Genomic DNA, 22,367 nt, shown 5'->3' with positions numbered 1-22,367 from the left:
TCGCCATGAAGGCCGGCGGCGGCTTCCGGCTCGGCGCCATCCTGCTCGCGGTCCTTGCCGCCGGTGGATATTATGCCTGGCAGCAATCCCGCAACGGCGCGTTGCCGCAAGGCCTGGCGCGCGGCAACGGGCGCATCGAGGCCGTCGAGATCGATATCTCGGCGAAGTCGCCGGGGCGGATCAGGGACATCCTCGTCGACGAAGGCGATCTGGTGAAGGCGGGCGACGTCCTTGCCCGCATGGATATGTCGGAGATGCAGGCCCGGCGCCGGCAGGCGGAGGCGCAGTTGCAGCGCGCGTCGATCGGCGTGGACACCGCCAGGACGCTGATCGTCCAGCGGGAGGCCGAAAGGACGGCCGCCGCCGCCGTGGTGACGCAGCGCGAGGCCGAGCACGACGTGGCGCAGCGCACGCTGGCGCGCTCGGAACAGCTTGCCGCCAGCAGCACGATCTCGCAGCAGATCCTCGACAACGGCCGCGCGGCCGAGCGCAGCGCCGCCGCCGCGGTCGCCGCCGCCGAGGCGCAGCTTGCGGCAAGCGATGCGGCGATCAACGCGGCGAAGGCGCTGGTCGTGGATGCGGAAGCCGCCGTCGATGCGGCGCGCGCGGCGATCGAGGCCATCGACACGGAAATCGACGACGGGACGCTGCGCGCGCCGCGCGACGGGCGCGTGCAGTATCGCGTCGCCCAGCCGGGCGAGGTGCTGGGCAGCGGCGGCCGGGTGCTCAACCTCGTCGATCTCGGCGATGTCTCCATGACGTTCTTCCTGCCGACGGCGGAGGCCGGCCGCGTCGCGATCGGCACGGAGGTCCGGCTCGTCCTCGACGCCGCGCCGCAATATGTCATCCCGGCCCGGGCGACCTTCGTCGCGGATGTGGCGCAGTTCACGCCGAAGACGGTCGAGACCGAGGAGGAGCGCCAGAAGCTGATGTTCCGGATCAAGGCGAAGATCGCGCCGGAGCTGCTGCGCAAATACATCCAGCAGGTGAAGACCGGGCTTCCCGGCGTCGCCTATATCCGCATCGACCCCGAGGCCGAATGGCCCGCCGCCCTCCAGAAAAGCCTGCTGCAATGAGCGGGTCCCCGGTGGCCCGGCTGGAGAATGTCGGCCTTTCCTACGGCAGGACGCGGGCGCTCGACGCCGTGACGCTGGACATTCCGGCCGGCTGCATGGTGGGCCTGATCGGGCCGGACGGCGTGGGCAAGTCCAGCCTGCTCTCGTTGATTGCGGGCGCGCGGGCGATCCAGCAGGGCCGCATCGAGGTTCTCGGTGGCGACATGGCGCGCGCCGCGCACCGGCACGGCGTCTATCCGCGCATCGCCTACATGCCGCAGGGTCTCGGGCGCAACCTCTATCCGACCCTTTCCGTGTTCGACAATATCGACTTCTTCGGCCGGCTTTTCGGTCACGGCCGGCAGGAGCGGGAGCGCCGCATCGCCGAGCTTCTGGACGATACCGGGCTCGCCCCTTTCGCGGAGCGCCCCGCCGGAAAACTCTCGGGCGGCATGAAGCAGAAGCTCGGCCTCTGCTGCGCCCTGATCCACGACCCGGACCTCCTGATCCTCGACGAGCCGACGACCGGCGTTGATCCGCTGGCGCGCCGGCAGTTCTGGCAGTTGATCGAACGGATCCGCTTGAGCCGCGAGGGCATGAGCGTGATCGTCGCCACCGCCTATATGGAGGAGGCGGCGCGCTTCGACTGGCTGGTGGCCATGGATGGCGGGCGGATCCTCGCCTGCGGCCCGCCGGCCGAGCTTCTCCGGCGCACGGGCACCACCGACCTCGACGCCGCCTTCATCGCCCTCCTGCCCGCCGCAAAGCGCGACGGCTATCGGAAGGTCGTCATCCCGCCGCGCCCGGCCGGCGGCGGCGAGGAGACCGCCATCGAGGCGGAGCACCTGAGCATGCGGTTCGGCGATTTCACGGCCGTCGACGATGTGAGCTTCCGCATCGCGCGCGGCGAGATTTTCGGCTTCCTCGGCTCGAACGGCTGCGGCAAGACGACCACCATGAAGATGCTGACCGGCCTTCTGGAGGCGAGCGGCGGCCGGGCGAGACTGTTCGGCCGGGATATCGATCCGCGCGACCTCACGATCCGGCGGCGCGTCGGCTACATGTCGCAGGGCTTCTCCCTCTATTCGGAACTCACGGTCCGCCAAAATCTCGAACTGCACGCCCGCCTTTTCGGCCTTCCCGCGGAAACGATCCCGGCGCGGGTCGGGGAGACGGCCGGACAATTCGAGCTTGCCGGCCACATGGACGCGCTGCCCGGCGCCCTGCCGCTCGGCATCCGCCAGCGGCTGTCGCTGGCGGTCGCGACCATCCATGCGCCCGATATCCTGATCCTCGACGAGCCCACGTCCGGCGTCGATCCCGTCGCGCGCGACGGCTTCTGGCGCATCCTCGCCGACCTGTCGCGGCGCCAGGGCGTCACGATCTTCGTGTCGACCCATTTCATGAACGAGGCCGAGCGCTGCGACCGCATTTCGCTGATGCATGCCGGGAAGGTTCTCGTCAGCGATACCCCGGCGGCCATCGTCGCCAGTCGCTCCGCTGATACGCTGGAGGCGGCCTTCGTCGGCTATCTGGAGGACGCCACGGCGGCACAGGCGGTCACCGTCTCCGCACCGGCGGCACCGCCCTCGCGCGACGAAACCCCGCGCGCCCGGTCCCGCCTTTTCGACGTCCGCCGCATGTTCGCCTATACGCGGCGCGAAACGCTCGAACTCGTGCGCGACCCGATCCGGGCGACGCTCGCCACGATCGGCAGCCTGATCCTGATGTTCGTGATCGGCTACGGCATCAACATGGATGTCGAGAACCTGTCCTTCGCCATCCTCGACCACGACGACACCGCCATCAGCCGGGATTACGGGCTCCAGCTGTCGGGCTCGCGCTTCTTCACCGAAAGGCCGCCGCTCACCGGCTATGCCGACATGGACCGGCGCATGGAAAGCGGCGAGATCAGTCTTGCGCTGGAAATCCCGCCGGGCTTCGGGCGTGACCTGGCGCGCGGCCGCACCGTCGCCATCGGCGCCTGGATCGACGGCGCGATGCCGGCGCGGGCCGAGACCGTTCGCGGCTATGTCGAAGGCATGCACATGACCTGGCTGGCGCAGAAGGCGCGCGAGATCTACGGCAAGGATGCCGCGCAAGGCGATTTCCGGTTCGAGGTCCGCTATCGCTACAATCCGGATGTGCGCAGCCTCGATGCCATGGCGCCGGCCGTCATCCCGATGCTGCTGTTGATGATCCCGTCCATGCTGGCGGTGCTGAGCGTGGTGCGCGAGAAGGAACTGGGCTCGATCGTCAATTTCTACGTCACGCCGGTGACGCGGCTGGAATTCCTCATCGGCAAGCAGATCCCCTATGTGGCCGTGGCGATGCTGAATTTCCTGCTGCTGGCGGCCTTCGCCGTCGTCGTGTTCGCCGTGCCCTTCACCGGCAGCTTCGCGACCCTTGCGGCAGCGGCGTTCCTCTATGTCATCGTGGCAACCGCCATGGGGCTCGTCCTTTCCACCTTCCTGAACAGCCAGATCGCGGCGATCTTCGGCACCGCGCTCGTCACCATGATCCCGGCCGCGCAATATTCCGGCCTCATCGATCCCGTCTCCTCGCTCCAGGGCTTCGGGGCCTTCATCGGCCATATCTACCCGACGACCTATTTCGTCACCATCGCGCGCGGCACCTTCTCCAAGGCGCTCGGTTTTGCGGAGCTGTCGGGCGCCTTCGTGCCGCTGCTGATCGCCATTCCGGTCCTCATCGGCCTCGGCGCGGCGTTCCTCAGAAAGCAGGCACGCTGATGCGGGCGGCGAACGTCCTCCATCTCGGCATCAAGGAACTGCGCGGCCTGTTGCGCGATCCGATGCTTCTGGTGCTGATCGTCTACGCCTTCACGGCCGCGATCTACACGGCGTCGAAGGCGATGCCGGAAACGCTCAACCGGGCGCCGATCGCCATCGTCGACGAGGACCGATCGGCCGTGTCGACGCGCATCGCCGGCGCCTTCTATCCGCCCTATTTCCTCGCCCCGGCGCTCATTTCCCAGCAGGAGATGGACAGCCGCATGAATGCCGGCCTCGACACGTTCGCGCTCGACATCCCGCCGAACTTCCAGCGCGATCTCCTCGCCGGCCGCGCGCCGGCCCTCCAGCTCAACATAGACGCGACACGCATGTCGCAGGCCTTCACCGGCGGGGGCTACGTGCAGTCGATCGTATCGGGCGAGATCAGCGAATTCCTCGCCGGCCATCGGTCCGAGGCCGTCCTGCCCGTCACCCTCGACCTGCGCGCCCGGTTCAATCCGGAATTGAACAAGGGATGGTTCGGCGCGATCAGCGACGTCATCACCTCGATCACCATGCTGTCGATCGTCCTCACCGGCGCCGCGCTCATCCGCGAGCGCGAGCACGGCACCATCGAGCACCTCCTGGTGATGCCGGTGACGGCCTTCGAGATCATGGTGAGCAAGGTCTGGTCGATGGGCCTCATCGTGCTGGCGGCGTCGGCCTTCTGCCTCGTCTTCGTCGTGGAGGGACTGCTCGCCGTGCCGGTCAACGGTTCGCTGCTCCTGTTCCTTGCCGGCGCCGCGCTCGACATCTTCGCCATGACCTGCCTCGGCATCTTCCTCGCCACCATTGCCGGCTCGATGCCGCAATTCGGGCTCCTGCTGATGATGGTGCTGATGCCGCTGCAACTGCTGTCGGGCGGCGTCACCCCGCGCGAAAGCATGCCTGATATCATCCAGTTCATCATGCTCGCCGCGCCCAACACGCATTTCGTGATGCTGGCGCAGGCCGTGCTGTTCCGTGGTGCCGGGTTCGATGTGGTGTGGCCGCAACTGGCCGCCATGTTCCTTATCGGCGCGGCGCTGTTCGTCTTCTCACTAAACCATTTCCGGAATTTCCTCAGATAACATCAACAGTTCAAATGGGTATGCAAGCACAGGTCATTGCTGGCCCAGCAGGAAGTCGGAGCACCGTTCCGCGATCATGATGCAGGGCGCGTTCGTGTTGCCGCTCACGAGGGTGGGCATGATCGAGGCGTCGGCGATGCGCAGGCGCGGGATACCCTGCACCCGCAGCCGGTTGTCGACGACCGACAGCCGGTCCCGGCCCATCCTGCAGGTGCCGGCCGGGTGGTAGACGGTCTTGGCATTGGCCCGCGCATGCGCCTCGAAGTCCGCATCGGACGACTTGTCGTCCCCGGGGGCCAGTTCCCGGAAGCCGAGGGCCTTCATGGCGGGAGCGGCGAGAATCTCGCGCGAGAGCCTGATGCCGCGCACCAGGGTGTCGACGTCTTCCCGGGCGACCAGGTTGTTGCCGACGAAATGGATCGGATCCTCCACCCGGTTGCTGCGCAGCGAAACCTTGCCGCGCGAGACGGGGCGCAGGATGCAGGGATTGATCGAGACGCCGTGGCCCTCCATCTGGCCGCGGGTGGCATCGCCCACAAGAGTGGGCGTGACGTGGATCTGGATGTCGGGCCGCCCGCCGCCGCTCGTGTCGATGAAGCCGCCGCTTTCCACGACATTCGACGACAAGAGGCCGGACCGCCCGAACAGATAACGAAGCCCGTTTGCGATGGCCTTCAGGCCCTTGTCCTGGTCCTTCAGCGAGATCGGCCGATCGGTGATGCCGTAGACGGAGACGGCGATGTGGTCCTGGAAATTCTCGCCGACACCGGGAAGCTCGCGGACGACCGGGATGCCATGCTGCGCGAGCATCTCGCCCGGGCCGATGCCGGACAACATCAGGATTTTCGGCGTGGCGAGCGCCCCGGCGCAAAGGATGACCTCCTCTTTCGCCCTTGCTTCATAAATGCTGCCGTCCCGCCGACGATAGGCAAGGCCGGCCGCCGCGCCGTTCTCCAGGATGATCTTCGTCGCGATGCTCTCCGTGCTGATGTCCAGGAGAGGGGAGCGGCGCACCGTCTTCAGGTAGGTCACCGCCGTGGAGCCGCGCCGGGCATTGGTCGTCGTCGTCTGGTAGAAGCCGACGCCGTCCTGCCGGACGCCGTTGAAATCGTGTGAATAGGCAAGGCCGACCTGCTGCGCGGCCCGCACGAAGGCCGCGCTGATCGGGTGGCGGAAGCGGGGCTCGGAGACCTTCAGGGGACCGCCGGTGCCGTGATAGTCGTCGGCGAGAACCTCGTTGTCCTCCGAACGGCGGAAGACCGGCAGCACGTCCTCGTATCCCCAACCCTCGCAGCCGAGGTCGCGCCAGGTGTCATAGTCCTCGGCCTGGCCGCGGATGTAGATCATCGCGTTGACGGACGAGCCGCCGCCGAGCGTCCTGCCTTGCGGCACGAGCAGGACCCGGTTGTTGGCGCCTGGTTCCGGCTCGGTGGCGTACATAAAAGTCCGCCGGGTGCCGAGAACCTTCACGAAGGTGGCGGGGATGTGGATATAGGGCGTGTTGTCGGCAGGCCCCGCTTCGAGAAGCAGGACGCTCTTGCCTGCCGTCACGAGCCGGTTTGCGAGAACGCAGCCGGACGAGCCGCCGCCGGCGATGATGTAGTCGTAGCTTTTCATCAGGCGCTCACAGGCCGATATGGCTGACGAACTTCGTCGTCAGGTAGGCATCGAGCGTTTCGCTGCCGCCCTCGCTGCCGTAGCCGCTCTCCTTGAGGCCGCCGAACGGCGTTTCCGCGGCCGCGAGGCCGAAATGGTTGATCGAGACCATGCCGGCTTCAAGCTCGGTCGAAAACCGGTCGGCCGTGGCGAGCGAGCGGGTGAAGCCGAAGGCGGCGAGGCCGAAGGGCAGGCGGTTGGACCGCCGGATCGCCTCGTCGATATCGGAGACGGGCACGAGCGCCGCGAGCGGGCCGAACGGCTCGTCATTCATGATCGCTGCGTCTTCCGGCACGTCGCCGAGCACCGTCGGCTCGAAGAAATAGCCGCTGTTGCCGATGCGTTTGCCGCCGCATTCCAGCCGGGCGCCATGTGAGACGGCGTCGTCCACGAAGCGCGCCATCGCATCGAGCCGCCGGGCGTGCGTGAGCGGCCCCATCTGCACGCCGTCCGACAGGCCGTCGCCGACCTTGATGGCGCGCGCGCCGGCCACGAAGCCCGACCGGAACGCGTCGTAGACGTCTTCCTCGATGTAGAAGCGAGTGGGCGCGGCGCAGACCTGGCCGGCATTGCGGTATTTCAGCATCAGGCCGAGCTTGACGGCGGCCTCGACATCGGCGTCCTTCGCGACGATGTAGGGCGCATGGCCGCCGAGCTCCATCGTCGCGCGCTTGACCCCGGCGGCGGCCATCGCCCCGAGCTTCTTGCCGACCGGAACGGAGCCGGTGAACGAGATCTTGCGGACGACCGGCGAGGCGATGAGGTGCTCGGAAACCTCGGCGGCCGGGCCGAAGACGATGCCGAGCACGCCCGGCGGCAGGCCGGCATCCTGGAACGCGCGGGCAAGCGCGATACAGGCGGACGGCGCCTCCTCCGGCGGCTTGGCGATGATCGAGCACCCGCTGGCGAGCGCGGCGGAGACCTTGCGCACGAGCTGGTTGATCGGGAAGTTCCAGGGGGTGAACGCGGCGACCGGGCCTACGGGCTCGCGCAGGACGACCTGGCGGGCGCCGGGCACGCGCGCGGGGATGATGCGGCCATAGGCGCGCCGGCCCTCCTCGGCATGCCATTCGATGTGCTCGGCGGCGGCATTCGCCTCGCCGCGCGCCTCGGCGATCGGCTTTCCCTGCTCCCGGGACATGAGCTGCGCCATGGTTTCGGCGCGCTCTCGCACAAGGGCGGCCGCCTTGTGCAGGATCTTCGCGCGTTCGAGGGCGGTGGTCCTGCGCCAGGTTTCGAAACCCTGCTGCGCCGCTTCCAGCGCCGCGTCGAGATCGGCGTGTTCGCACAAGGCCAGTTGCGCGATCACCTCGCCGGTTGCCGGATTGTGAACGCCGGCCGACCGGTTGCCGGCGGGCGCGCGCCATTCGCCGTTGATGAGAAGCGGTTTATCCAGCATGGCTCAGTCCTTCATGAGAGCGTGTCATGGGGCGGGGCAGGGCGGAAAGCGCCGCCGCATAGTCCCGCGCGATGGCGGCGACGATATCCGCCGCCGGTAGGATGTCGTCGACGAGGCCTGCGCTCTGGCCGGCCTCGACCTTGCCGTTCTCGACATCGCCGTCGAAGGCCGCGGCCTTGAGCGAAGCGGCGGCGAAAAGCGCCTTGCGCTCCTCCAATTGCCGTCCTTCCGCTTCCGCCGCCCCCATCCGTTCGCCAAAGTCGTTGCGCAGGATGCGGATCATGCCGAGGCCGTGGCCGACCACCATCGTGTCGGTGACGGAGGCGGACAGCAGGCGCCGGCTGTAGGCGGCGTGCAGACGCGCCTCGCAGGACAACATGAAGCGCGTGCCAAACTGCGCCGCGCCGGCCCCCAGCGCCAGGGCGGCGGCAAGGCCGTATCCATCGGCAAAGCCGCCGCTGAGGATGAGCGGCATGCCGGGCACGGCCCTTGCGATCGCACGGCCGAGAACGAGCGTGGAGACGAGGTCCGGCGGAGGATGGCCGCCGGCTTCCCCGCCGACGGCGATCAGGCCGTCGACACCGGCCGCCGCCGCCTTGGCCGCATGCTCCGCACCGGCGACCACGTGCAGGCAGACGGTGCCGATGGCCTTGAAGCGCTCGAGGTAGCGCTTCGGTCCGCCCTGGGAGGCGATGAGCACGGGCACCCGCTTTTCGACGAGGAGGTCCATGATCTCGTCGGCGCCCTTGCGATAGAGCGGCAGGTTGACGGCGAACGGCCTGTCCGTGCCCGCCCGCACCGCATCGATCGCCGCGGCGAGGTCGTGCGCATACATGGGACCTGCGGCGATCACGCCGAGACCGCCGGCAGCCGACACGGCAAGCGGCAGGGCCGCGTTGGACGATGCCCACGACATGCCGGCCTGGATGATCGGAAGGTCGATGCCGAGAAGCCGCGTCACATCGGTTTCGATCCGCATGGGGGGTTCTATCCACATGGGGTCACGCTCCGATCAGCTTGCGGGCGTGTTCGGCAAGCTGCTTCTTCTGGATCTTGGCGCTTGCCGTCATGCCGATCGCTTCGAAGCTCTCGACGATCCAGACATGGCGCGGCACCTTGAAGCCGGCCATGTTGGCCTTCGCCCAGTCCATGATTTCCGCCGGTTCGGCCCTGGCGCCCTCCTTCAGGATGACGAAGGCGCCGGTCACCTCGACGAGGCGCTCGTCCGGCACGCCGACCACCGCCGCCTGGCGGATCGCCGCATGGCGATGCAGGACATTCTCCACATCGGCCGGCGAGACGTTCTCGCCGCCGACGCGCACGATTTCCTTGGCGCGGCCGAGGAAGCTCAGCCTGCCGTTCTCGTCCAGTGCGCCGAGGTCGCCGGTGGACAGCCAGCCGTCGGCCGAGAGCGCGGCCCGCGTTTCGGCGGGCTTGTCGAAATATTCCCGCATGACGCTCCAGCCGCGCACGAGGATTTCCCCCGGTTCGCCGCAGGCGGCATCCTCGCCGTCTTCCTTCAGGATGCGGATGTCGATGCCCGGTTGCGGCCGCATGGCGGCGGATATTCGGACGGCCTCCGGCTCCCACCAGGAGGATTGCGCGACGTTGGGCGCGGCTTCCGAAAGCCCGTAGCCGACAACGCATTCGCCCGCGCCGAGCTCGTCGATGACGCGGGCGACGATGGTCGGCGAGGCGGCGAGCCAGGCGCCGCGCAGGACGAGGCGTCGCTCCGGGCGCTCGGGATGGCTGAGCAGCATCAGCGCCATCGTGTCGTTGCCGGAGAAATGCGTGCAGCGCTCGGCCTCCATCAGGCGCAGCGCCTCGCCCGGCTCGAACCGGTCCATGGAGACGAGCGTCGCCATGTGCTGGAGGCAGGAGAGGATGGAGAGCGTCGTGCCTGCGACGTGGAAGAACGGCCGGGCGCTATGGAACCGGTCGCCGACGCGAAGGCCCATGCGATGACCGGAGACGAAGGCGTTGCCCAGCATGCTGCGCTGGGTCAGGAGAACGCCTTTCGGAAAGGATGTGGTGCCGGACGTATACTGGATGAGCAGCGGGTCGTTGGCCTCGCCCTGTGCCTGCGCGGGCTCGGTGCCGCTTGCGAGCAAGGCCTCCCAGGCGAGGGCCGCGGGCGGCACGTTGTCCCCGATGACGATCAGTTGCCTGAGATCGGGAAGGGCGGGGGCGGGCAGCCGGTCGGTGAGCGCGGGGTCGATCTGCCGCAGCAGGCCGATGAAATCGATCTTGAGGAACCGGTCGCACAGGATGAGGCGCGAGACTTTCGACTGGGAAAGCGCATAGGCCATCTCGGCGGCGACGAAGCGGGTGTTGATCGGCACGGTCACCGCGCCGAGCGAGCCGATCGCCAGAAAGATCGCCACCCAGCGCGTGGAATTGCCGAGGCAAAGGCCGATGTGCTCGCCCTTCTTCACGCCCTGTGCCGCAAGTCCGTCGCGGATGCGTGCGACCTCGGCGGCGAGCGCGGCATAGGTCAGCCGCCCGTCTGTCGCCACGACGGCCTCGACGTCGCCGGCAAGCGTTGCGGCCCGTGCCAGTGCGGCGGAGATCGTCGTTGCGCAGAGCGCGTCTATGTCGAAGGGGGCGGCATGGTCAGAGATCATGATTTTCCTTGCCTCCGACGCTGTTTGCGAAGCGGTTCAGGCCATCGCGCCAGCCGCCGTCCGCCAGGCACCGCTCGATCGCGGCCATTTCGACGCGAATGCCGTTGTTGAGGTCGGTTTCGCTGCCGAGATCCACCGCCTGCTTGGTCAGCGCCATGGCGAGGGGCGGCGCGGCGGCGATCGCCTCGGCGATGCTGGCGATGGTTTCGGCCAGGGCCTCCGCCGGCACGATACGGGCGACGAGACCGAGCTGGTAGGCCTCCTCGACCGGCATGGTGCGGCCGGTGAACAGGAGCTCCTTGGCCCGCATCTTGCCGATCGTGCGTTGCAGGCGCTGCGTTGCGCCGACCGTGCCCCATTGCGGCTCGGGGAAGCGGAAGGTCGTCCTGTCCGATGCGATGACGAAGTCGCAGCTCATCAGGATCTCGCCGCCGGAGCCGACCACGGGGCCTTGCGTTGCCGCGACCACCGGCTTGCGGCAGCGGGCAATGGCGTCGTAGGCGGCGAAGGAGGCGCGCCGCCGGGCGATCACCCAGGCCTCGTCCCGGCCGTTGCGCTCCTTCAGGTCCGCTCCGGCGCAGAAGACGGGACCGTTCGCCGAAAGCACGACGGCGCGGATGTCGGCATCGGCATCGAGCGCCTCGAAAATCTCCTTCAGGACAAGGCACATCGGCAGGTTGAGGGCGTTGCGCGCTTCCGTGCGGTCCAGGACCACATGGGCGACGCCTTCCTCACGCCGCAGGAGAACCGGGGGTTTCGCTTTGCTCATCAGATCACTCCCTCATTCCTCAGCCGGTCTATGGTCTCGGCCGGCATGCCGAGTTCCCCGGCAAGCAGCGCCGCCGTGTTAGCACCGAGCGGCGGCGGGCAACCGATGGCGGGATCCTCGTAACCCGCAAAGCGCAGCGGCGTGCGCAAGGCGCGGACGGTGCCCTCCTCCGGGTGGTCGAACGTGCCGACCACGCCGCGGGCCTCGCTGTGGGGATCGCTCAGGATCTCGCGGACCGTGTTCACCTCGCCGGCCGGCACGCCGCGGTCTCGCAGCGCCTCGGCGAGCGTTGCGCGTTCGCGCAGCGCGATCGCCTGCCGCATGCCCGCCATCACCCGTTCGCGGGCGTCGACGCGGGCGATATTCTTCTTCAAGGCTGCGTCGGCGGCAAGTTCGTCGAGGCCGAGGACCTCGCAGATATCGTCCCAGTGCTGGTCGCTGCCGCTGATATGCAGCCATGTTCCGTCGGCGCACTGGAACGCCGCGGAGGGAACACGGCCCGGATGTTCCGTTCCCGAGCGGCCGATATCCTCGTCCAGCGCGAAGAGGCGGGCGGCGGCAAGTGCCAGGAGGCTCGTCTGGACATCCATCATCGACAGGTCGACATGGCATCCCCGGCCGCTGCGCCCGCGCCCGACCAGCCCCGTCAGGATCGCGATCGCGATCCACAGGCCCGAGGTCATGTCCGAGACCGGAATGCCGGCCTTGGCGGGCGGCGCGTCGGGATGGCCGGTGAGATGCATGATGCCGGAGAGCGCCTGGAAGATCGTGTCATAGCCATTGCGCAGGCGATAGGGCCCGGTCTGCCCGAAGCCGGTATTGGAGACATAGACGAGGCCGGGATTGCGGCGGGAGAGCGCGTCGTAGCCGAGATTGAAGCGGTCCATCTCGCCGGGCAGGAAGTTCTCCACAACGACGTCGTGCGTCTCCGCCAGCCTGGCGGCGATCTCCTGTCCTTCCGGCGATTTCAGGTTCAGCGTCATGGAGCGCTTGGCGCGGTTGAACGCGAAGAAATAGGCGCTTTCGCCGCGGGGCAGCCGGGGCTCGAACAGGCGGGATTCATCGCCCGTGCCCGGCCGCTCGACCTTCGTCACCTCCGCGCCGAGCTCGGCGAGGATCTGCGTCGCCATGGGACCGGCGAGCACGCGGGAAAAATCGAGGATGCGAATGCCTTCCAGCGGCTTCATCAGCACTCCTCCCGGAAGCTGCGCATCTGCGCGTTGACGGTGCGCCCGGCCGCCATCGCCTCGTCATAGGGGAGGTCGGCGACGCGATAGTACAGCGACTTGACGGCGGCCATCGCCTTCGGATGCGCGGCCGCCCATTGCCCGGCGATATCAAGGGCCGCCTCGACGACGGCCTCCGGCGCGACGATCCGGTTGACGAGGCCGAGGGCGCGTGCCTCCTCGGCCCCGATGAGGCGGCCGAGGCTGACCATCTCGAAGGCCGCCTTGCGGCCGAGCGAGCGTTGCAGGCCGGTCATCACCAATGCCGGCACGATGGAATGCTTCAGTTCGGGATAGCCGAATTTCAGGTCGGTGCCGGCCACCATCATGTCGCAACCGATCGCCAGTCCGGCGCCGCCGCCGACGGCCGCGCCGCGCACGGCCGAAACGACCGGTTTGGAAAGGCGCTGCATCATCGCCTGGGTCCGGCAGGTGAGGTCGGCGCGCTTTTCCACGAGCTCCTGGTTGGCCGGCGTCAGGGTGGAGAACTCCGCCAGATCCGCTCCCGCGCAAAAGGCCCGTCCCGTCCCCGTCAGCACGACCGCCCGCACGGCCTTGTCGGCGTCCGCGGCCAGCAGCGCGTCATGCAGCGCCTGCGTCAGGGCCGTGTCGAGGGCATTCAGCTTGCCGGGCCGGTTGAGCGAGAGGATGCGGACCGGGCCACGGTCTTCGCTGATGAGGATGGGTGAAGCGTCAGTCTGTGTCATGAGAAATCCTACGCTGCCAGATGGCCGAAACCGGTCCGCGCCACCTTGCTCTGCAACTCGCGCCCAAGCGCCCGCTCGCATTGCAGCGAGGCGGCCTGGAGCCTGTCGATGTCGATGCCGGTCGCAATGCCCTCGGCCTCGAAGAGGTTGACGAGATCTTCCGTCGCCACATTGCCGGTATAGCCGCCGCCATAGCGGATCTGGGCGGGATGGCCGCCGACGCCGCCGATGGCGCTGTCGAACCAGCGGCAGCCGGCCTCATAGGCGGCCATGCAATTGGCGATGCCGGTGCCGCGCGTGTCGTGGAAATGGGCGATGGGCGTGACGTCGGGCACCTCGGCCATGGCGCGGGCAAAGAGGCGGCGCACGCTGCCGGGCGTGCCGTGGCCGGTCGTGTCGCAGATGGAGACGTGGCGCACGCCGAGGTCGGAGAAGGCCTTCAGGTCGCCGATGACGGATGCCGGGTCGACCCGGCCTTCGAAGGGGCAGCCGAGCGCCATGGAGATCACGCCGATCAGGCGGAACCGGCCATCCGCCAGCGCGACCATCTCGGCGATGTTGCGCCATTGCTGCTCGCGCGTCGTGCGCAGGTTCTTCTCGGTGTGCGCCTGTGTCGCCGACACCAGCAGGCTTATCTCCTCCGGTCCATGGCCGGCTTCGCGATCCTCGATTGCCCGCTTGACGGCATGAAGGTTGGGGCAGGTCGCCTTGTAGGCCGTGCCCGGTCGGCGGCGGATGCCGGCCAGCACGTAGCTGGCATCGGCGAAAACCGGCACATGGCGGGGGCTGCTGTAGCTCGTCGCTTCCACGCGCGGGAAGCCGGCTTCGGAAATGGCGTCGATCAGGGCGATCTTGGTTTGCGTGGAAAGGTCCGTCGTTTCGTGCTGCAAGCCGTCCCTTGCAAAGCACTCGCAGATTGTCAGCGCCTCCGACATCTCGATCCTCCCGGTTTCCTTGGAGGTAGTGATGCGAAATTTAGTTCATATTGTCAACTATAATTCTGGCGATGCATGTTCACTCCTCGTCCAGTTCGCGCAGATCCTCCTGGGACGCCCTGGTTTTCAGGTCGTGGAAATAGTGCGCGCTGTTGCGTCCCACCCGCTGCAGGAGTTCGATCAGGATCTGCCGTTCGGCGTGGCTGAGTGTCGAGAGCATGTTTTCGTTGCGCTCGAAGGCGTCGGCCAGGATCGCCTGCGACAGGTCCAGCCCTTCCGGGCTGAGCTTGAGCAGGATGCTGCGTCCGTCCTCGGGATTGGCGGTCTTCAGGATGTAGCCGCGCTCGATCATCGACGAAACCGTCCGGCTCATCTGGCTTTTCAGCAGTCCGCTGTGTTTTGCCAGTTCCTGGAGCGGCACTTCGCCGAGATATTTGAGGACGGCGAGCGCGCGCCATTCGCGTGCGGTGATGCCGTATTTCGGCCGGATCGAAAGGGCTGCGATGCGGGTGGAAAGCCCGGCCAGTCGCTGCAGTTCGAAGGAGAACAGGTCCCGTATGTCCGGTTCGCTCTTCTGGGGTGCCAGGTGTCCGCGAAAGAAACTGCCGTCGGAGCGGTCCGTCATGTTTTCGACTTTCTTATTCAAATGGTTGCTCCTTACGGTTCCCGCCCAGCGATTTTATGCGCAGAAATTTAGTTGACAAGGTGAACAATATAGTTCATTTCATCAACCAGATTGGCACGCAGGGAACGGAATGTCGATCATGCATTCGGGCCGTGGAGGATGGCTCCGGCCGGGCATCACCAGAGGAGGAACTTGGTAATGGCATCGTGTAATCGCGCATTCTTGACCATCGCCGCGACAGCGGGCGTGCTCTCCTTCGCCGGCGTCGCTGTGGCGCAGGACGTCCTCACCGTCGCCGGCTTCGGCGGCAACCTTCAGACAGACCTGCGCAAGACGATCTGGCAGCCCGCGGCCGATGCCGCAGGCGTCGAATTGCGCGAGGAAACCCATGACGGGCTCGCTGCCGTGCGGGTGCAGGTCCAGTCCGGCTCCCCGACCTGGGATGTCGTGCATCTCGGCGCGGACGAATGCGCGGTCGGCGGCAAGGAAGGGCTTTTCGAGCCGCTCGACTACGGTACGATCAGCACGAAGGGTTTTGACGCGCGCGGATACGGCGAGCACTGGATCGCGACGAACACCTATTCCGTCGTTCTGGCCTGGCGCACCGATGTCTACAAGGACAAGGCGCCGGCAAGCTGGCAGGATTTCTGGAACGTGGAGGCCTTTCCCGGCCGTCGCGCGCTCAGCACCTATCCGCAGGAAATGATGGAGATCGCGCTCATCGCCGACGGCGTCGACAAGGACAGCCTCTATCCGCTCGACACCGAGCGGGCGCTCGCGGCCCTCGAGAAGATCAAGGCCAATGTCGGCGTCTGGTGGTCGTCCGGGGCGCAATCCGCCCAGCTCCTCAAGGATGGCGAGGTCGACATGATGGCGATCTGGGGCAGCCGCGTGGCGTCGGTGATCACGGACGGGGCGCCCGTCAAGTTCACCTACCAGGATGCGATCCTCGGCTACGGCTGCCTGGCGATCCTCAAGGGCGCGCCGCACGCGGCGAGCGCCCAGAAGTTCATCGCCGGCGTCGTGTCGCCCGAAGTTCAGGCGCGCATTCCGGAAATGATGCCCTATTATGGCCCGACCAACAGCCTGGCCTTCGAGGTGAAGGCGTTTTCGCCGGAGGTGCTGGCGCAATCCAACATGTCGCCGGAAAACGTCAAGAAGCAGACCTTCCTCGACGCCAACTGGTGGCGCGACAACAACGAGCTGGTTCGTGAGGACTACAGCTTGCTGATGTCGAACTGATCGAACGAGCCGGGAGGACAGGATGCGCTCGGGCAGAGTCAACCTTCGCGAGGTCCACAAGGCCTATGGCAGCTTCAGGGCGCTCGACGGCGTTTCCCTGGATATCAAGGCGGGGGAGTTCCTGACGCTTCTCGGTCCTTCCGGCTCGGGAAAGACCACGCTTCTCAACGTCATCGCCGGCTTCGAGCGGCCCGATCTCGGCAGCTTGCTGGTCGATGACGTCGAGTTCATCACGCGTCCGCCGCACAAGCGCGACCTCGGCATGGTGTTCCAGAACTATGCGTTGTTCCCTCACATGGACGTCTTCTCGAACGTCGCCTATCCGCTGAAGCTGCGGAAGGTGGACAAGCCCTCCATCCGCAGGCGGGTGATGGACGCGCTGGAGATCGTGCACATGCAGCACCTTGCCGACCGGCGCATCACCGCGCTGTCGGGCGGCCAGCGCCAGCGTGTGGCGCTGGCGCGTGCCTTCGTCTTCGAACCGCGCCTGCTGCTGATGGACGAGCCGCTCTCCGCACTCGACAAGAACCTGCGCGAGCACATGCAGATCGAGCTCAAGCGGCTGCACAAGCAGCTCGGCATGACGACGATCTATGTCACGCACGACCAGCAGGAGGCCCTGACCATGTCGGACCGCATCGCGGTTCTCGACAAGGGAAGGATCGTCCAGCTCGACGTGCCCGCGACGGTTTATGACCGCCCGAACTGCAAGTTCGTCGCCGGCTTCATGGGCGAGACCCGCTTCCTGCCCGTCGAGCGCCGCGATCAGTCCTATGTCCTCGATGGACGGCCGCTCCGGCTCGCCGATACGAGAGCCGTCTCGTCGACGGGGGAGACCTGGCTCATGGTCCGCCCGGAGCGGCTGCGCTGGCAGGGCGATGCCAGCAGCGACAACCGCATCGAGGGCAGGGTGCTCGATGTCGTCTATCGGGGGGACTGCAACCAGGTTTCCGTCTCGCTGCCCGGCGGGCATGAGGTCGCCATCCGCCATTCCGGGGCGGAACGGCAACCCTTGCCGCAGCCTGGCGATACCCTTGCCCTGTGGCTGCCGGCGGAAGCGAGCCTCGTCATCGGGAGCGCCGCGCCATGACGCTCGCCATGGATGAAGCCCCGGGCATGCCGCTCAACCGCGCCATGCTCAAGAGCGCCAGGCGCCGGGAACGGCGCATTCTCAGCGGGCTTGCCCTGCCGGCGCTGGTCCTCGTCGCCTGCATTCTTCTCATCCCCTTCGCCTGGCTTGCCTGGCTGTCGCTGTTCGACGCCGCCGGCAATCTCTCGGCCCAGAACTATGCCCGGCTGCTGCGGCCCGCCTATGTCGGCAGCTTCCTCACCACTTTCAAGGTCGCCGGCCTGGTGACGGCGCTGTGCGTGGTCTTCGGCTATCCGGTCGCCTATCTCCTGTCGCAGCTTTCCGCGCGTGCCGCACAGATCCTCCTGGTGTTCGTCATCCTGCCGTTCTGGACGTCGGTGCTGGTGCGCACCTATGCCTGGCTGGTCCTGCTGCAGCGCAACGGCGTCATCAACGACTGGCTGCTTTCGATGGGCGTGATCGGCGAACCGCTTGCGCTGGTGCACAATCTGACGGGCACGATCATCGGCATGGTGCATGTCATGCTGCCCTTCCTGATCCTGCCGCTCTATGCGTCCATGAAGGCGATCGACCCGGTGCTTTTGCGCGCGGCGGCCAATTGCGGCGCCTCGCCGAGCCAGGCGTTCCGACAGGTCTTCCTGCCGTTGTCGATGCCCGGCCTTGCCTCGGGCATCGCGCTGACCTTCGTGCTTTGCCTCGGTTTCTACCTGACGCCGGCCCTTCTCGGCGGCGGCCGTGTCGCCATGTGGTCCACGCAGATCGCCGATGCCGTCTCGAAATTCTCCAACTGGGGCGCGGCAAGCGCCCTCAGCGTGGCGCTGCTGGTGGTGACGGCCGTCGTTCTGTGGGGCGTGCGCAGGCTGACCGACGCCCTGAGCTTTTCCGCGGGGAAACCATGATGCTGAACACGCCCGCCACCTCCACCCAGGTCACGCACGGCCAGCGCCTCTGGCTCTATGCGACGGTTGCGCTCGTCATGGCCTTCCTGGTCATTCCCTGCATCCTCGTCATCCCCATGTCGTTCTCGGACTCGCAGTATCTCGAGTTTCCGCCGCGCAGCCTCAGCCTGCGCTGGTACGAAGCCTTCTTCACCTCGACGGAATGGATCCAGTCCGCGGTGGTCTCGCTCAAGGTCGCGGGCCTCACGACGGTGCTGGCCACCGTGCTCGGCATGCTGGCCTCCTACGGGCTCTACAAGGCGACCAGTGTCTTCACGCCGATTACCCGGGGCCTCTTGATGCTGCCGATGATGATCCCGCTGATCTTCGTCGCCATTGGCGTGTTCTTCGTCTACGCCCGCTTCGGGCTCAACAACACCATTACCGGCCTCGTCCTGGCGCATACCACGCTCGCCATCCCCTTCGTCATGATCGCCGTCGGCAACGGGCTGAAGAGTTTCGACCCCAACCTCGAACGCGCCGCCCGCAGCCTCGGGGCCTCGCCCGTGACGGCCTTTCTCACCGTCACGCTGCCGCAGATCCGCATCTCGGTCTTCTCCGGCATGCTGTTCGCCTTCGTCACGTCCTTCGACGAGGTCGTCGTCTCGCTGTTCGTGTCGAGCGGCGCGAATTCCACGCTGACCAAGCGCATGTTCGCCAACATCCGCGACCAGGTCGATCCGACCGTCGCCGCCATCTCGTCCATGCTGGTGGCCCTGTCGATCGTCGTCCTGATCGCCGCCCAGTTCGTGAAGCGCAAGGACGCGTGACGGCCGTCCGATACGCCCCGCATCTCATTTCAGGAGGAAACCATGTACAACTCGCTGCGCATGCGCGACATCGCGTCCCAGATCCACCCGCAGACCAATCTTGCCGCCCACGAGACCGTCGGACCGACGATCATGGCCCGCGGCGAGGGCGCCTATGTCTATGACGACGACGGCAAGCAATATATCGAGGGCATGTCCGGCCTCTGGTGCGCGGCGCTCGGCATGAGCGAGAAGCGGCTGGTCGATGCGGCGACGCGCCAGCTCAATACCTTGCCCTACTACCAGAACTTCGCCCACCGCGCGACGGAGCCGGCGATCGAGCTTTCGGAGCGCCTCCTGAAGATTGCGCCGGTGCCGATGTCCAAGGTGCTCTTCCAGAGCTCCGGCTCGGAGGCGAACGACACCGCCGTCAAGCTCGCCTGGTACTATTTCCATGCCCAGGGCAAGCCGGAAAAGAAGAAGATCATTGCGCGCAACCGCGGCTATCACGGAACCTCGATCGGTTCGGCCAGCATCACCGGCCTGCCGCACCTGCACCGGGAGTTCAACCTGCCGCTGCCGGGCTTCCTGCATGTCACATGCCCGCATTTCTATCGCGAGGGCCGGCCGGGGGAGACGGAGGAGGACTTTTCCACGCGTCTTGCGGAGGAGTTGGATGCGCTGATCGTGGCGGAGGGGCCGGACACGGTTGCGGCCTTCTTCGCCGAGCCGGCCATGGGGACGGGCGGCGTCGTCATTCCGCCGAAAACCTATTTCGAGAAGATCCAGAAGGTTCTGAAGAAGCACGACGTCCTGCTCGTGGCCGATGAGGTCATCACCGGCTTCGGGCGCACCGGCGCCTGGTGGGGAAGCCAGACCTTCGGGCTGGAGCCGGACATGATCACCTGCGCCAAGGCGCTGACCGCCGCCTATATGCCGCTCTCGGCGGTGCTGCTTTCCGAGCGGCTTTATGCCGGCATGAAGGCGCAAAGCGAGAAGATCGGCGTCTTCGGCCATGGTTACACCTACGGCGCGCATCCCGTTGCGTGCGCCGTCGGTGTCGAGGCGCTGAGGATCTACGAGGAGGACGGCATCATCGACGGTGTCGCGGCGCTCGGGGAGCGCATGGCCGAGGGCATGTTGCCGCTTGCCGAGCATCCGCTCGTCGGCGAGGTGCGCGGCGTCGGCCTGATGTGGGGCGTCGAGATCGTCCGCGACAAACGGACGCGCGAAGCCTTCCCCGCCGACATGCAGTTCGGCATCGGCATCCAGAACCGCGCCTTCGAGAACGGGCTGGTCTGCCGTTCGCTCGGCACGGCGATCGCCTTCGCGCCGCCGCTCATCAGCACGCCGGAGCAGATCGACGCGGTCGTCTCGCGGTTCCGCGACGCTCTCGACAGGTCTCTCGATGCCTACCTTGCCGGCGGCGGCCGGCTCGGCGAATGAGGGGAGGCCATCGTGCTGGCGATCCATGACGAACGGCAGGCGCTGCACCGGCCGCTGACGCGCATTGCGGGCGGCGTGCTGAAGCCCAATCTCGAGGTTCCCGAGCGCATAGTGCTGCTGCGCGAGGGGTTGGCGCTGGCGGGCATCGATGTCGTCGCGCCCGCCGGCGACGATGCGGGCCTGATCCGTGCGTTGCATGATCCCGGCTATCTCGATTTCCTGGAGAACGGCTTTGCCGCCTGGCGCGCGATCCCGGGCAATGGCCCGGAGCTGCGCTCCAGCATCCATCCGAACGTCTACATGAACCGGCGTCCCGACGATCTTCTCGGGCGTGCCGGCTTCTATCAGGCCGATGCGGGCTGCGTTCTGGTGGAAGGAACCTGGCAGGCCGCCCGGGCGAGCGCGCTGACGGCGCTCGATGCCGCGGCGCGCGTGCTCGGCGGCTGCGACATGGTCTACGCCCTGTGCCGGCCGCCCGGCCACCATGCCTATCGCGACAAGGCCGGCGGCTTCTGCTACCTCAACAATTCCGCCCTTGCCGCCGAACGGGCGGTCCTGGCAGGGCGGCGCGTCGCGATCCTCGACATCGATGTGCACCACGGCAACGGAACGCAGACGATGTTCTACGATCGCGGTGACGTGCTGACGCTGTCGGTGCATGGCGATCCTGCATATCTCTATCCCTACTATGCCGGTTATGCCGATGAGGCCGGGATCGGCGCGGGGGCGGGAAGGAACCGCAATTTTCCCCTTCCGCTCGGCAGCGACGGCGCGGCGTACCGGGCAGCGGTGCGGGCAGCATGTGACGAAGTCCGACGGTTCGGCGCCGACTTCCTGGTCCTTGCCCTCGGCCTCGATGCGTCCGTGAACGATCCCTTCGCCTGCATGACGGTGAACGACGAGGACTTCGCCCGCATCGCAGAGGACATCGCGGACCTGCGGATCCCGACCGTCATCGTTCAGGAGGGGGGCTATGTCTCGCCCTTCCTCACCGGAACGCTGGCCGCCTTCCTTTCTGGCATCCTGCAATAGGTTCGGCGCGTTTCTGCGTTCGTGTCCTCTATCCCGGTGAGGCGGGGGAGGGCGTCGCCGGCATGGTGTGAGGCGCATGTCGGCGGATTGGAGCCCATGGCAGGCTAGCCCGGATCACGCTCGATAACGCAACGCCGCGATCAGGGCCGCGAGCGCGGGCGATTGCTGGCGGCGATTGGGGTAATAGAGGTGATAGCCCTCGAAAGTCTTGCGCCAGTCGGCCAGGACCTCGACCAGCCGGCCGGCCTCGATCGCGTCGGAAACGTAGTCCACCGGAAGATAGGCCAGCCCGAAGCCGGCCAGGGCCGCCTCCCGTATCTGGCGCACGCTGGTGAAGACCAGCCGGCCCTCCGCGGTGGCGCGCAGATCCTTGCCGCCCTTGCTGAAGGTCCAGGCCATCAACTCGCCATGGGTGGGCAGGCGCAGGTTGATGCAGGGATGGCCCGACAGGTCCTGCGGCGTGCGGGGTCTCTTCCGGCCGGCAAGGCAGGACGGGGCCGCGACGACCGTCATGGGCACATCCGGCCCGATGCGCATGGCGATCATGTCCTTTGAGACAAGCTTCCCCCGCCGCACCCCGGCATCGAACCGCTCGCGCACGATATCGGTGCGGCCGTAGTCGGTGACGAGCTCGATGCCGATCTCGGGATAATCGGCCAGGAACGGCGACAGCCGCGGCCAGAGAACCGTCTCGATCGCATATTCGTCCGCCGAGATGCGGATCGTGCCCGTCGGCCGGTCGAGCAATGCTCCGATCTGCGCGAAGCCGCGCTCGATCTCCTCCAGCGCGGGCGTCACATGCGTCAGCAGCCGTTCACCAGCCTCGGTCGGGGAGACGTTCCGGGTCGTGCGATTGAGCAGGCGGATGCCGACCCGTTCCTCCAGATTGCGCAGCGTCTGGCTGAGCGCGGATTGCGACACGCCCAGCCGTGCCGCCGCGCGGGTGAAGCTGCCCTCGCGGGCCACGGTGACAAAGGCCTGCAAGTCCCTGAGGTTCTCGTTCGGCATTCAT

19 protein-coding genes are annotated in these 22,367 nt (G+C 67.0%); 9 read left to right on the top strand and 10 right to left on the bottom strand.

Annotated elements, in window-relative coordinates; translation table 11 throughout:
- Positions 1–5: 5 nt before the first annotated feature.
- Genes EV665_RS25775 through EV665_RS25765 form a run of 3 tightly spaced genes read left to right on the top strand, consistent with a single transcriptional unit; the run spans position 6 to position 4,917 of the window.
- Positions 6–1,076 (top strand): HlyD family secretion protein, encoded by a 1,071-nt coding sequence (locus EV665_RS25775; protein WP_133036258.1) that lies wholly within the window; start codon positions 6–8, stop codon positions 1,074–1,076.
- Entirely contained in the window at positions 1,073–3,805 is a 2,733-nt protein-coding gene (rbbA, locus tag EV665_RS25770; RefSeq protein WP_133036257.1) for a ribosome-associated ATPase/putative transporter RbbA, read from the top strand. The genes EV665_RS25775 and rbbA overlap by 4 nt, the downstream gene beginning before the upstream one ends.
- Positions 3,805–4,917 carry an ABC transporter permease gene (locus EV665_RS25765; protein WP_133036256.1) on the top strand — a complete coding sequence of 371 codons (1,113 nt, stop codon included), beginning with the start codon at positions 3,805–3,807 and terminating at the stop codon, positions 4,915–4,917. The genes rbbA and EV665_RS25765 overlap by 1 nt, the downstream gene beginning before the upstream one ends.
- A 33-nt stretch (positions 4,918–4,950) precedes the next feature.
- Here EV665_RS25765 and EV665_RS25760 read toward each other — a convergent pair whose 3' ends face one another.
- The 9 genes from EV665_RS25760 to EV665_RS25720 form a co-directional block, all read right to left on the bottom strand.
- Complete coding sequence (locus EV665_RS25760; RefSeq protein WP_133036255.1) at positions 4,951–6,534, bottom strand: GMC family oxidoreductase; 1,584 nt, start codon at positions 6,532–6,534, stop codon at positions 4,951–4,953.
- Positions 6,535–6,541: 7 nt separating this feature from the next.
- Positions 6,542–7,972: an NAD-dependent succinate-semialdehyde dehydrogenase gene (locus EV665_RS25755; RefSeq protein ID WP_133036254.1), complete on the bottom strand. Its 1,431-nt coding sequence runs from the start codon at positions 7,970–7,972 to the stop codon at positions 6,542–6,544.
- Positions 7,962–8,951 (bottom strand): NAD(P)H-dependent flavin oxidoreductase, encoded by a 990-nt coding sequence (locus tag EV665_RS25750; protein WP_133036253.1) that lies wholly within the window; start codon positions 8,949–8,951, stop codon positions 7,962–7,964. Before EV665_RS25750 ends, EV665_RS25755 begins: the two co-directional genes overlap by 11 nt.
- A 22-nt stretch (positions 8,952–8,973) precedes the next feature.
- Positions 8,974–10,596, bottom strand: a complete 1,623-nt coding sequence (locus tag EV665_RS25745) for a class I adenylate-forming enzyme family protein (protein ID WP_133036252.1) — start codon at positions 10,594–10,596, stop codon at positions 8,974–8,976.
- Positions 10,586–11,365, bottom strand: a complete 780-nt coding sequence (locus tag EV665_RS25740) for an enoyl-CoA hydratase/isomerase family protein (protein WP_133036251.1) — start codon at positions 11,363–11,365, stop codon at positions 10,586–10,588. Before EV665_RS25740 ends, EV665_RS25745 begins: the two co-directional genes overlap by 11 nt.
- Positions 11,365–12,552 carry a CaiB/BaiF CoA transferase family protein gene (locus tag EV665_RS25735; protein ID WP_210234677.1) on the bottom strand — a complete coding sequence of 396 codons (1,188 nt, stop codon included), beginning with the start codon at positions 12,550–12,552 and terminating at the stop codon, positions 11,365–11,367. Before EV665_RS25735 ends, EV665_RS25740 begins: the two co-directional genes overlap by 1 nt.
- Complete coding sequence (locus tag EV665_RS25730; RefSeq protein WP_133036250.1) at positions 12,552–13,298, bottom strand: enoyl-CoA hydratase/isomerase family protein; 747 nt, start codon at positions 13,296–13,298, stop codon at positions 12,552–12,554. Before EV665_RS25730 ends, EV665_RS25735 begins: the two co-directional genes overlap by 1 nt.
- An 8-nt stretch (positions 13,299–13,306) precedes the next feature.
- The gene (locus EV665_RS25725; RefSeq protein WP_133036249.1) at positions 13,307–14,233 is read right to left on the bottom strand and encodes a hydroxymethylglutaryl-CoA lyase; all 927 of its coding nucleotides are present in this window, start codon (positions 14,231–14,233) and stop codon (positions 13,307–13,309) included.
- 79 nt (positions 14,234–14,312) lie between these two features.
- Positions 14,313–14,879, bottom strand: a complete 567-nt coding sequence (locus EV665_RS25720; RefSeq protein WP_133036248.1) for a MarR family winged helix-turn-helix transcriptional regulator — start codon at positions 14,877–14,879, stop codon at positions 14,313–14,315.
- 177 nt (positions 14,880–15,056) lie between these two features.
- Between EV665_RS25720 and EV665_RS25715 the strand changes: the two genes are divergently transcribed.
- Genes EV665_RS25715 through EV665_RS25690 form a run of 6 tightly spaced genes read left to right on the top strand, consistent with a single transcriptional unit; the run spans position 15,057 to position 21,355 of the window.
- Positions 15,057–16,100: an ABC transporter substrate-binding protein gene (locus EV665_RS25715; RefSeq protein ID WP_162853162.1), complete on the top strand. Its 1,044-nt coding sequence runs from the start codon at positions 15,057–15,059 to the stop codon at positions 16,098–16,100.
- Between the two features lie 22 nt (positions 16,101–16,122).
- The gene (locus EV665_RS25710) at positions 16,123–17,190 is read left to right on the top strand and encodes an ABC transporter ATP-binding protein (RefSeq protein ID WP_133036246.1); all 1,068 of its coding nucleotides are present in this window, start codon (positions 16,123–16,125) and stop codon (positions 17,188–17,190) included.
- Entirely contained in the window at positions 17,187–18,089 is a 903-nt protein-coding gene (locus tag EV665_RS25705; protein WP_245507831.1) for an ABC transporter permease, read from the top strand. Before EV665_RS25710 ends, EV665_RS25705 begins: the two co-directional genes overlap by 4 nt.
- Positions 18,086–18,898: an ABC transporter permease gene (locus tag EV665_RS25700; RefSeq protein WP_245507830.1), complete on the top strand. Its 813-nt coding sequence runs from the start codon at positions 18,086–18,088 to the stop codon at positions 18,896–18,898. Before EV665_RS25705 ends, EV665_RS25700 begins: the two co-directional genes overlap by 4 nt.
- A gap of 42 nt (positions 18,899–18,940) precedes the next feature.
- Positions 18,941–20,323 carry an aminotransferase gene (locus tag EV665_RS25695; protein ID WP_133036245.1) on the top strand — a complete coding sequence of 461 codons (1,383 nt, stop codon included), beginning with the start codon at positions 18,941–18,943 and terminating at the stop codon, positions 20,321–20,323.
- Between the two features lie 12 nt (positions 20,324–20,335).
- Positions 20,336–21,355, top strand: a complete 1,020-nt coding sequence (locus tag EV665_RS25690) for a histone deacetylase family protein (protein ID WP_133036244.1) — start codon at positions 20,336–20,338, stop codon at positions 21,353–21,355.
- Positions 21,356–21,469: 114 nt separating this feature from the next.
- Here EV665_RS25690 and EV665_RS25685 read toward each other — a convergent pair whose 3' ends face one another.
- On the bottom strand, positions 21,470–22,363 hold the full coding sequence (locus EV665_RS25685; RefSeq protein ID WP_133036243.1) for a LysR family transcriptional regulator: 894 nt from the start codon (positions 22,361–22,363) through the stop codon (positions 21,470–21,472).
- Positions 22,364–22,367: the final 4 nt, after the last annotated feature.

The sequence above is a fragment of the Shinella granuli genome (assembly GCF_004341885.1).
Classification (GTDB): Bacteria; Pseudomonadota; Alphaproteobacteria; order Rhizobiales; family Rhizobiaceae; genus Shinella; species Shinella granuli.
Note: the sequence above shows the minus strand (reverse complement) of the source record. Positions and strands in the feature narration are given on the sequence as shown.

Excerpts from the sequence above, each read along its gene's own strand:
- EV665_RS25700 (WP_245507830.1), top strand. The coding sequence starts at position 18,086 with ATGATGCTGAACACGCCCGCCACCTCCACCCAGGTCACGCACGGCCAG.
- EV665_RS25715 (WP_162853162.1), top strand. The coding sequence starts at position 15,057 with ATGGCATCGTGTAATCGCGCATTCTTGACCATCGCCGCGACAGCGGGC.
- EV665_RS25775 (WP_133036258.1), top strand. The coding sequence starts at position 6 with ATGAAGGCCGGCGGCGGCTTCCGGCTCGGCGCCATCCTGCTCGCGGTC.
- EV665_RS25685 (WP_133036243.1), bottom strand. The coding sequence starts at position 22,363 with ATGCCGAACGAGAACCTCAGGGACTTGCAGGCCTTTGTCACCGTGGCC.
- EV665_RS25760 (WP_133036255.1), bottom strand. The coding sequence starts at position 6,534 with ATGAAAAGCTACGACTACATCATCGCCGGCGGCGGCTCGTCCGGCTGC.
- EV665_RS25705 (WP_245507831.1), top strand. The coding sequence starts at position 17,187 with ATGACGCTCGCCATGGATGAAGCCCCGGGCATGCCGCTCAACCGCGCC.
- rbbA (WP_133036257.1), top strand. The coding sequence starts at position 1,073 with ATGAGCGGGTCCCCGGTGGCCCGGCTGGAGAATGTCGGCCTTTCCTAC.
- EV665_RS25725 (WP_133036249.1), bottom strand. The coding sequence starts at position 14,233 with ATGTCGGAGGCGCTGACAATCTGCGAGTGCTTTGCAAGGGACGGCTTG.
- EV665_RS25745 (WP_133036252.1), bottom strand. The coding sequence starts at position 10,596 with ATGATCTCTGACCATGCCGCCCCCTTCGACATAGACGCGCTCTGCGCA.
- EV665_RS25735 (WP_210234677.1), bottom strand. The coding sequence starts at position 12,552 with ATGAAGCCGCTGGAAGGCATTCGCATCCTCGATTTTTCCCGCGTGCTC.
- EV665_RS25755 (WP_133036254.1), bottom strand. The coding sequence starts at position 7,972 with ATGCTGGATAAACCGCTTCTCATCAACGGCGAATGGCGCGCGCCCGCC.
- EV665_RS25695 (WP_133036245.1), top strand. The coding sequence starts at position 18,941 with ATGTACAACTCGCTGCGCATGCGCGACATCGCGTCCCAGATCCACCCG.
- EV665_RS25765 (WP_133036256.1), top strand. The coding sequence starts at position 3,805 with ATGCGGGCGGCGAACGTCCTCCATCTCGGCATCAAGGAACTGCGCGGC.
- EV665_RS25740 (WP_133036251.1), bottom strand. The coding sequence starts at position 11,365 with ATGAGCAAAGCGAAACCCCCGGTTCTCCTGCGGCGTGAGGAAGGCGTC.
- EV665_RS25710 (WP_133036246.1), top strand. The coding sequence starts at position 16,123 with ATGCGCTCGGGCAGAGTCAACCTTCGCGAGGTCCACAAGGCCTATGGC.
- EV665_RS25730 (WP_133036250.1), bottom strand. The coding sequence starts at position 13,298 with ATGACACAGACTGACGCTTCACCCATCCTCATCAGCGAAGACCGTGGC.
- EV665_RS25750 (WP_133036253.1), bottom strand. The coding sequence starts at position 8,951 with ATGCGGATCGAAACCGATGTGACGCGGCTTCTCGGCATCGACCTTCCG.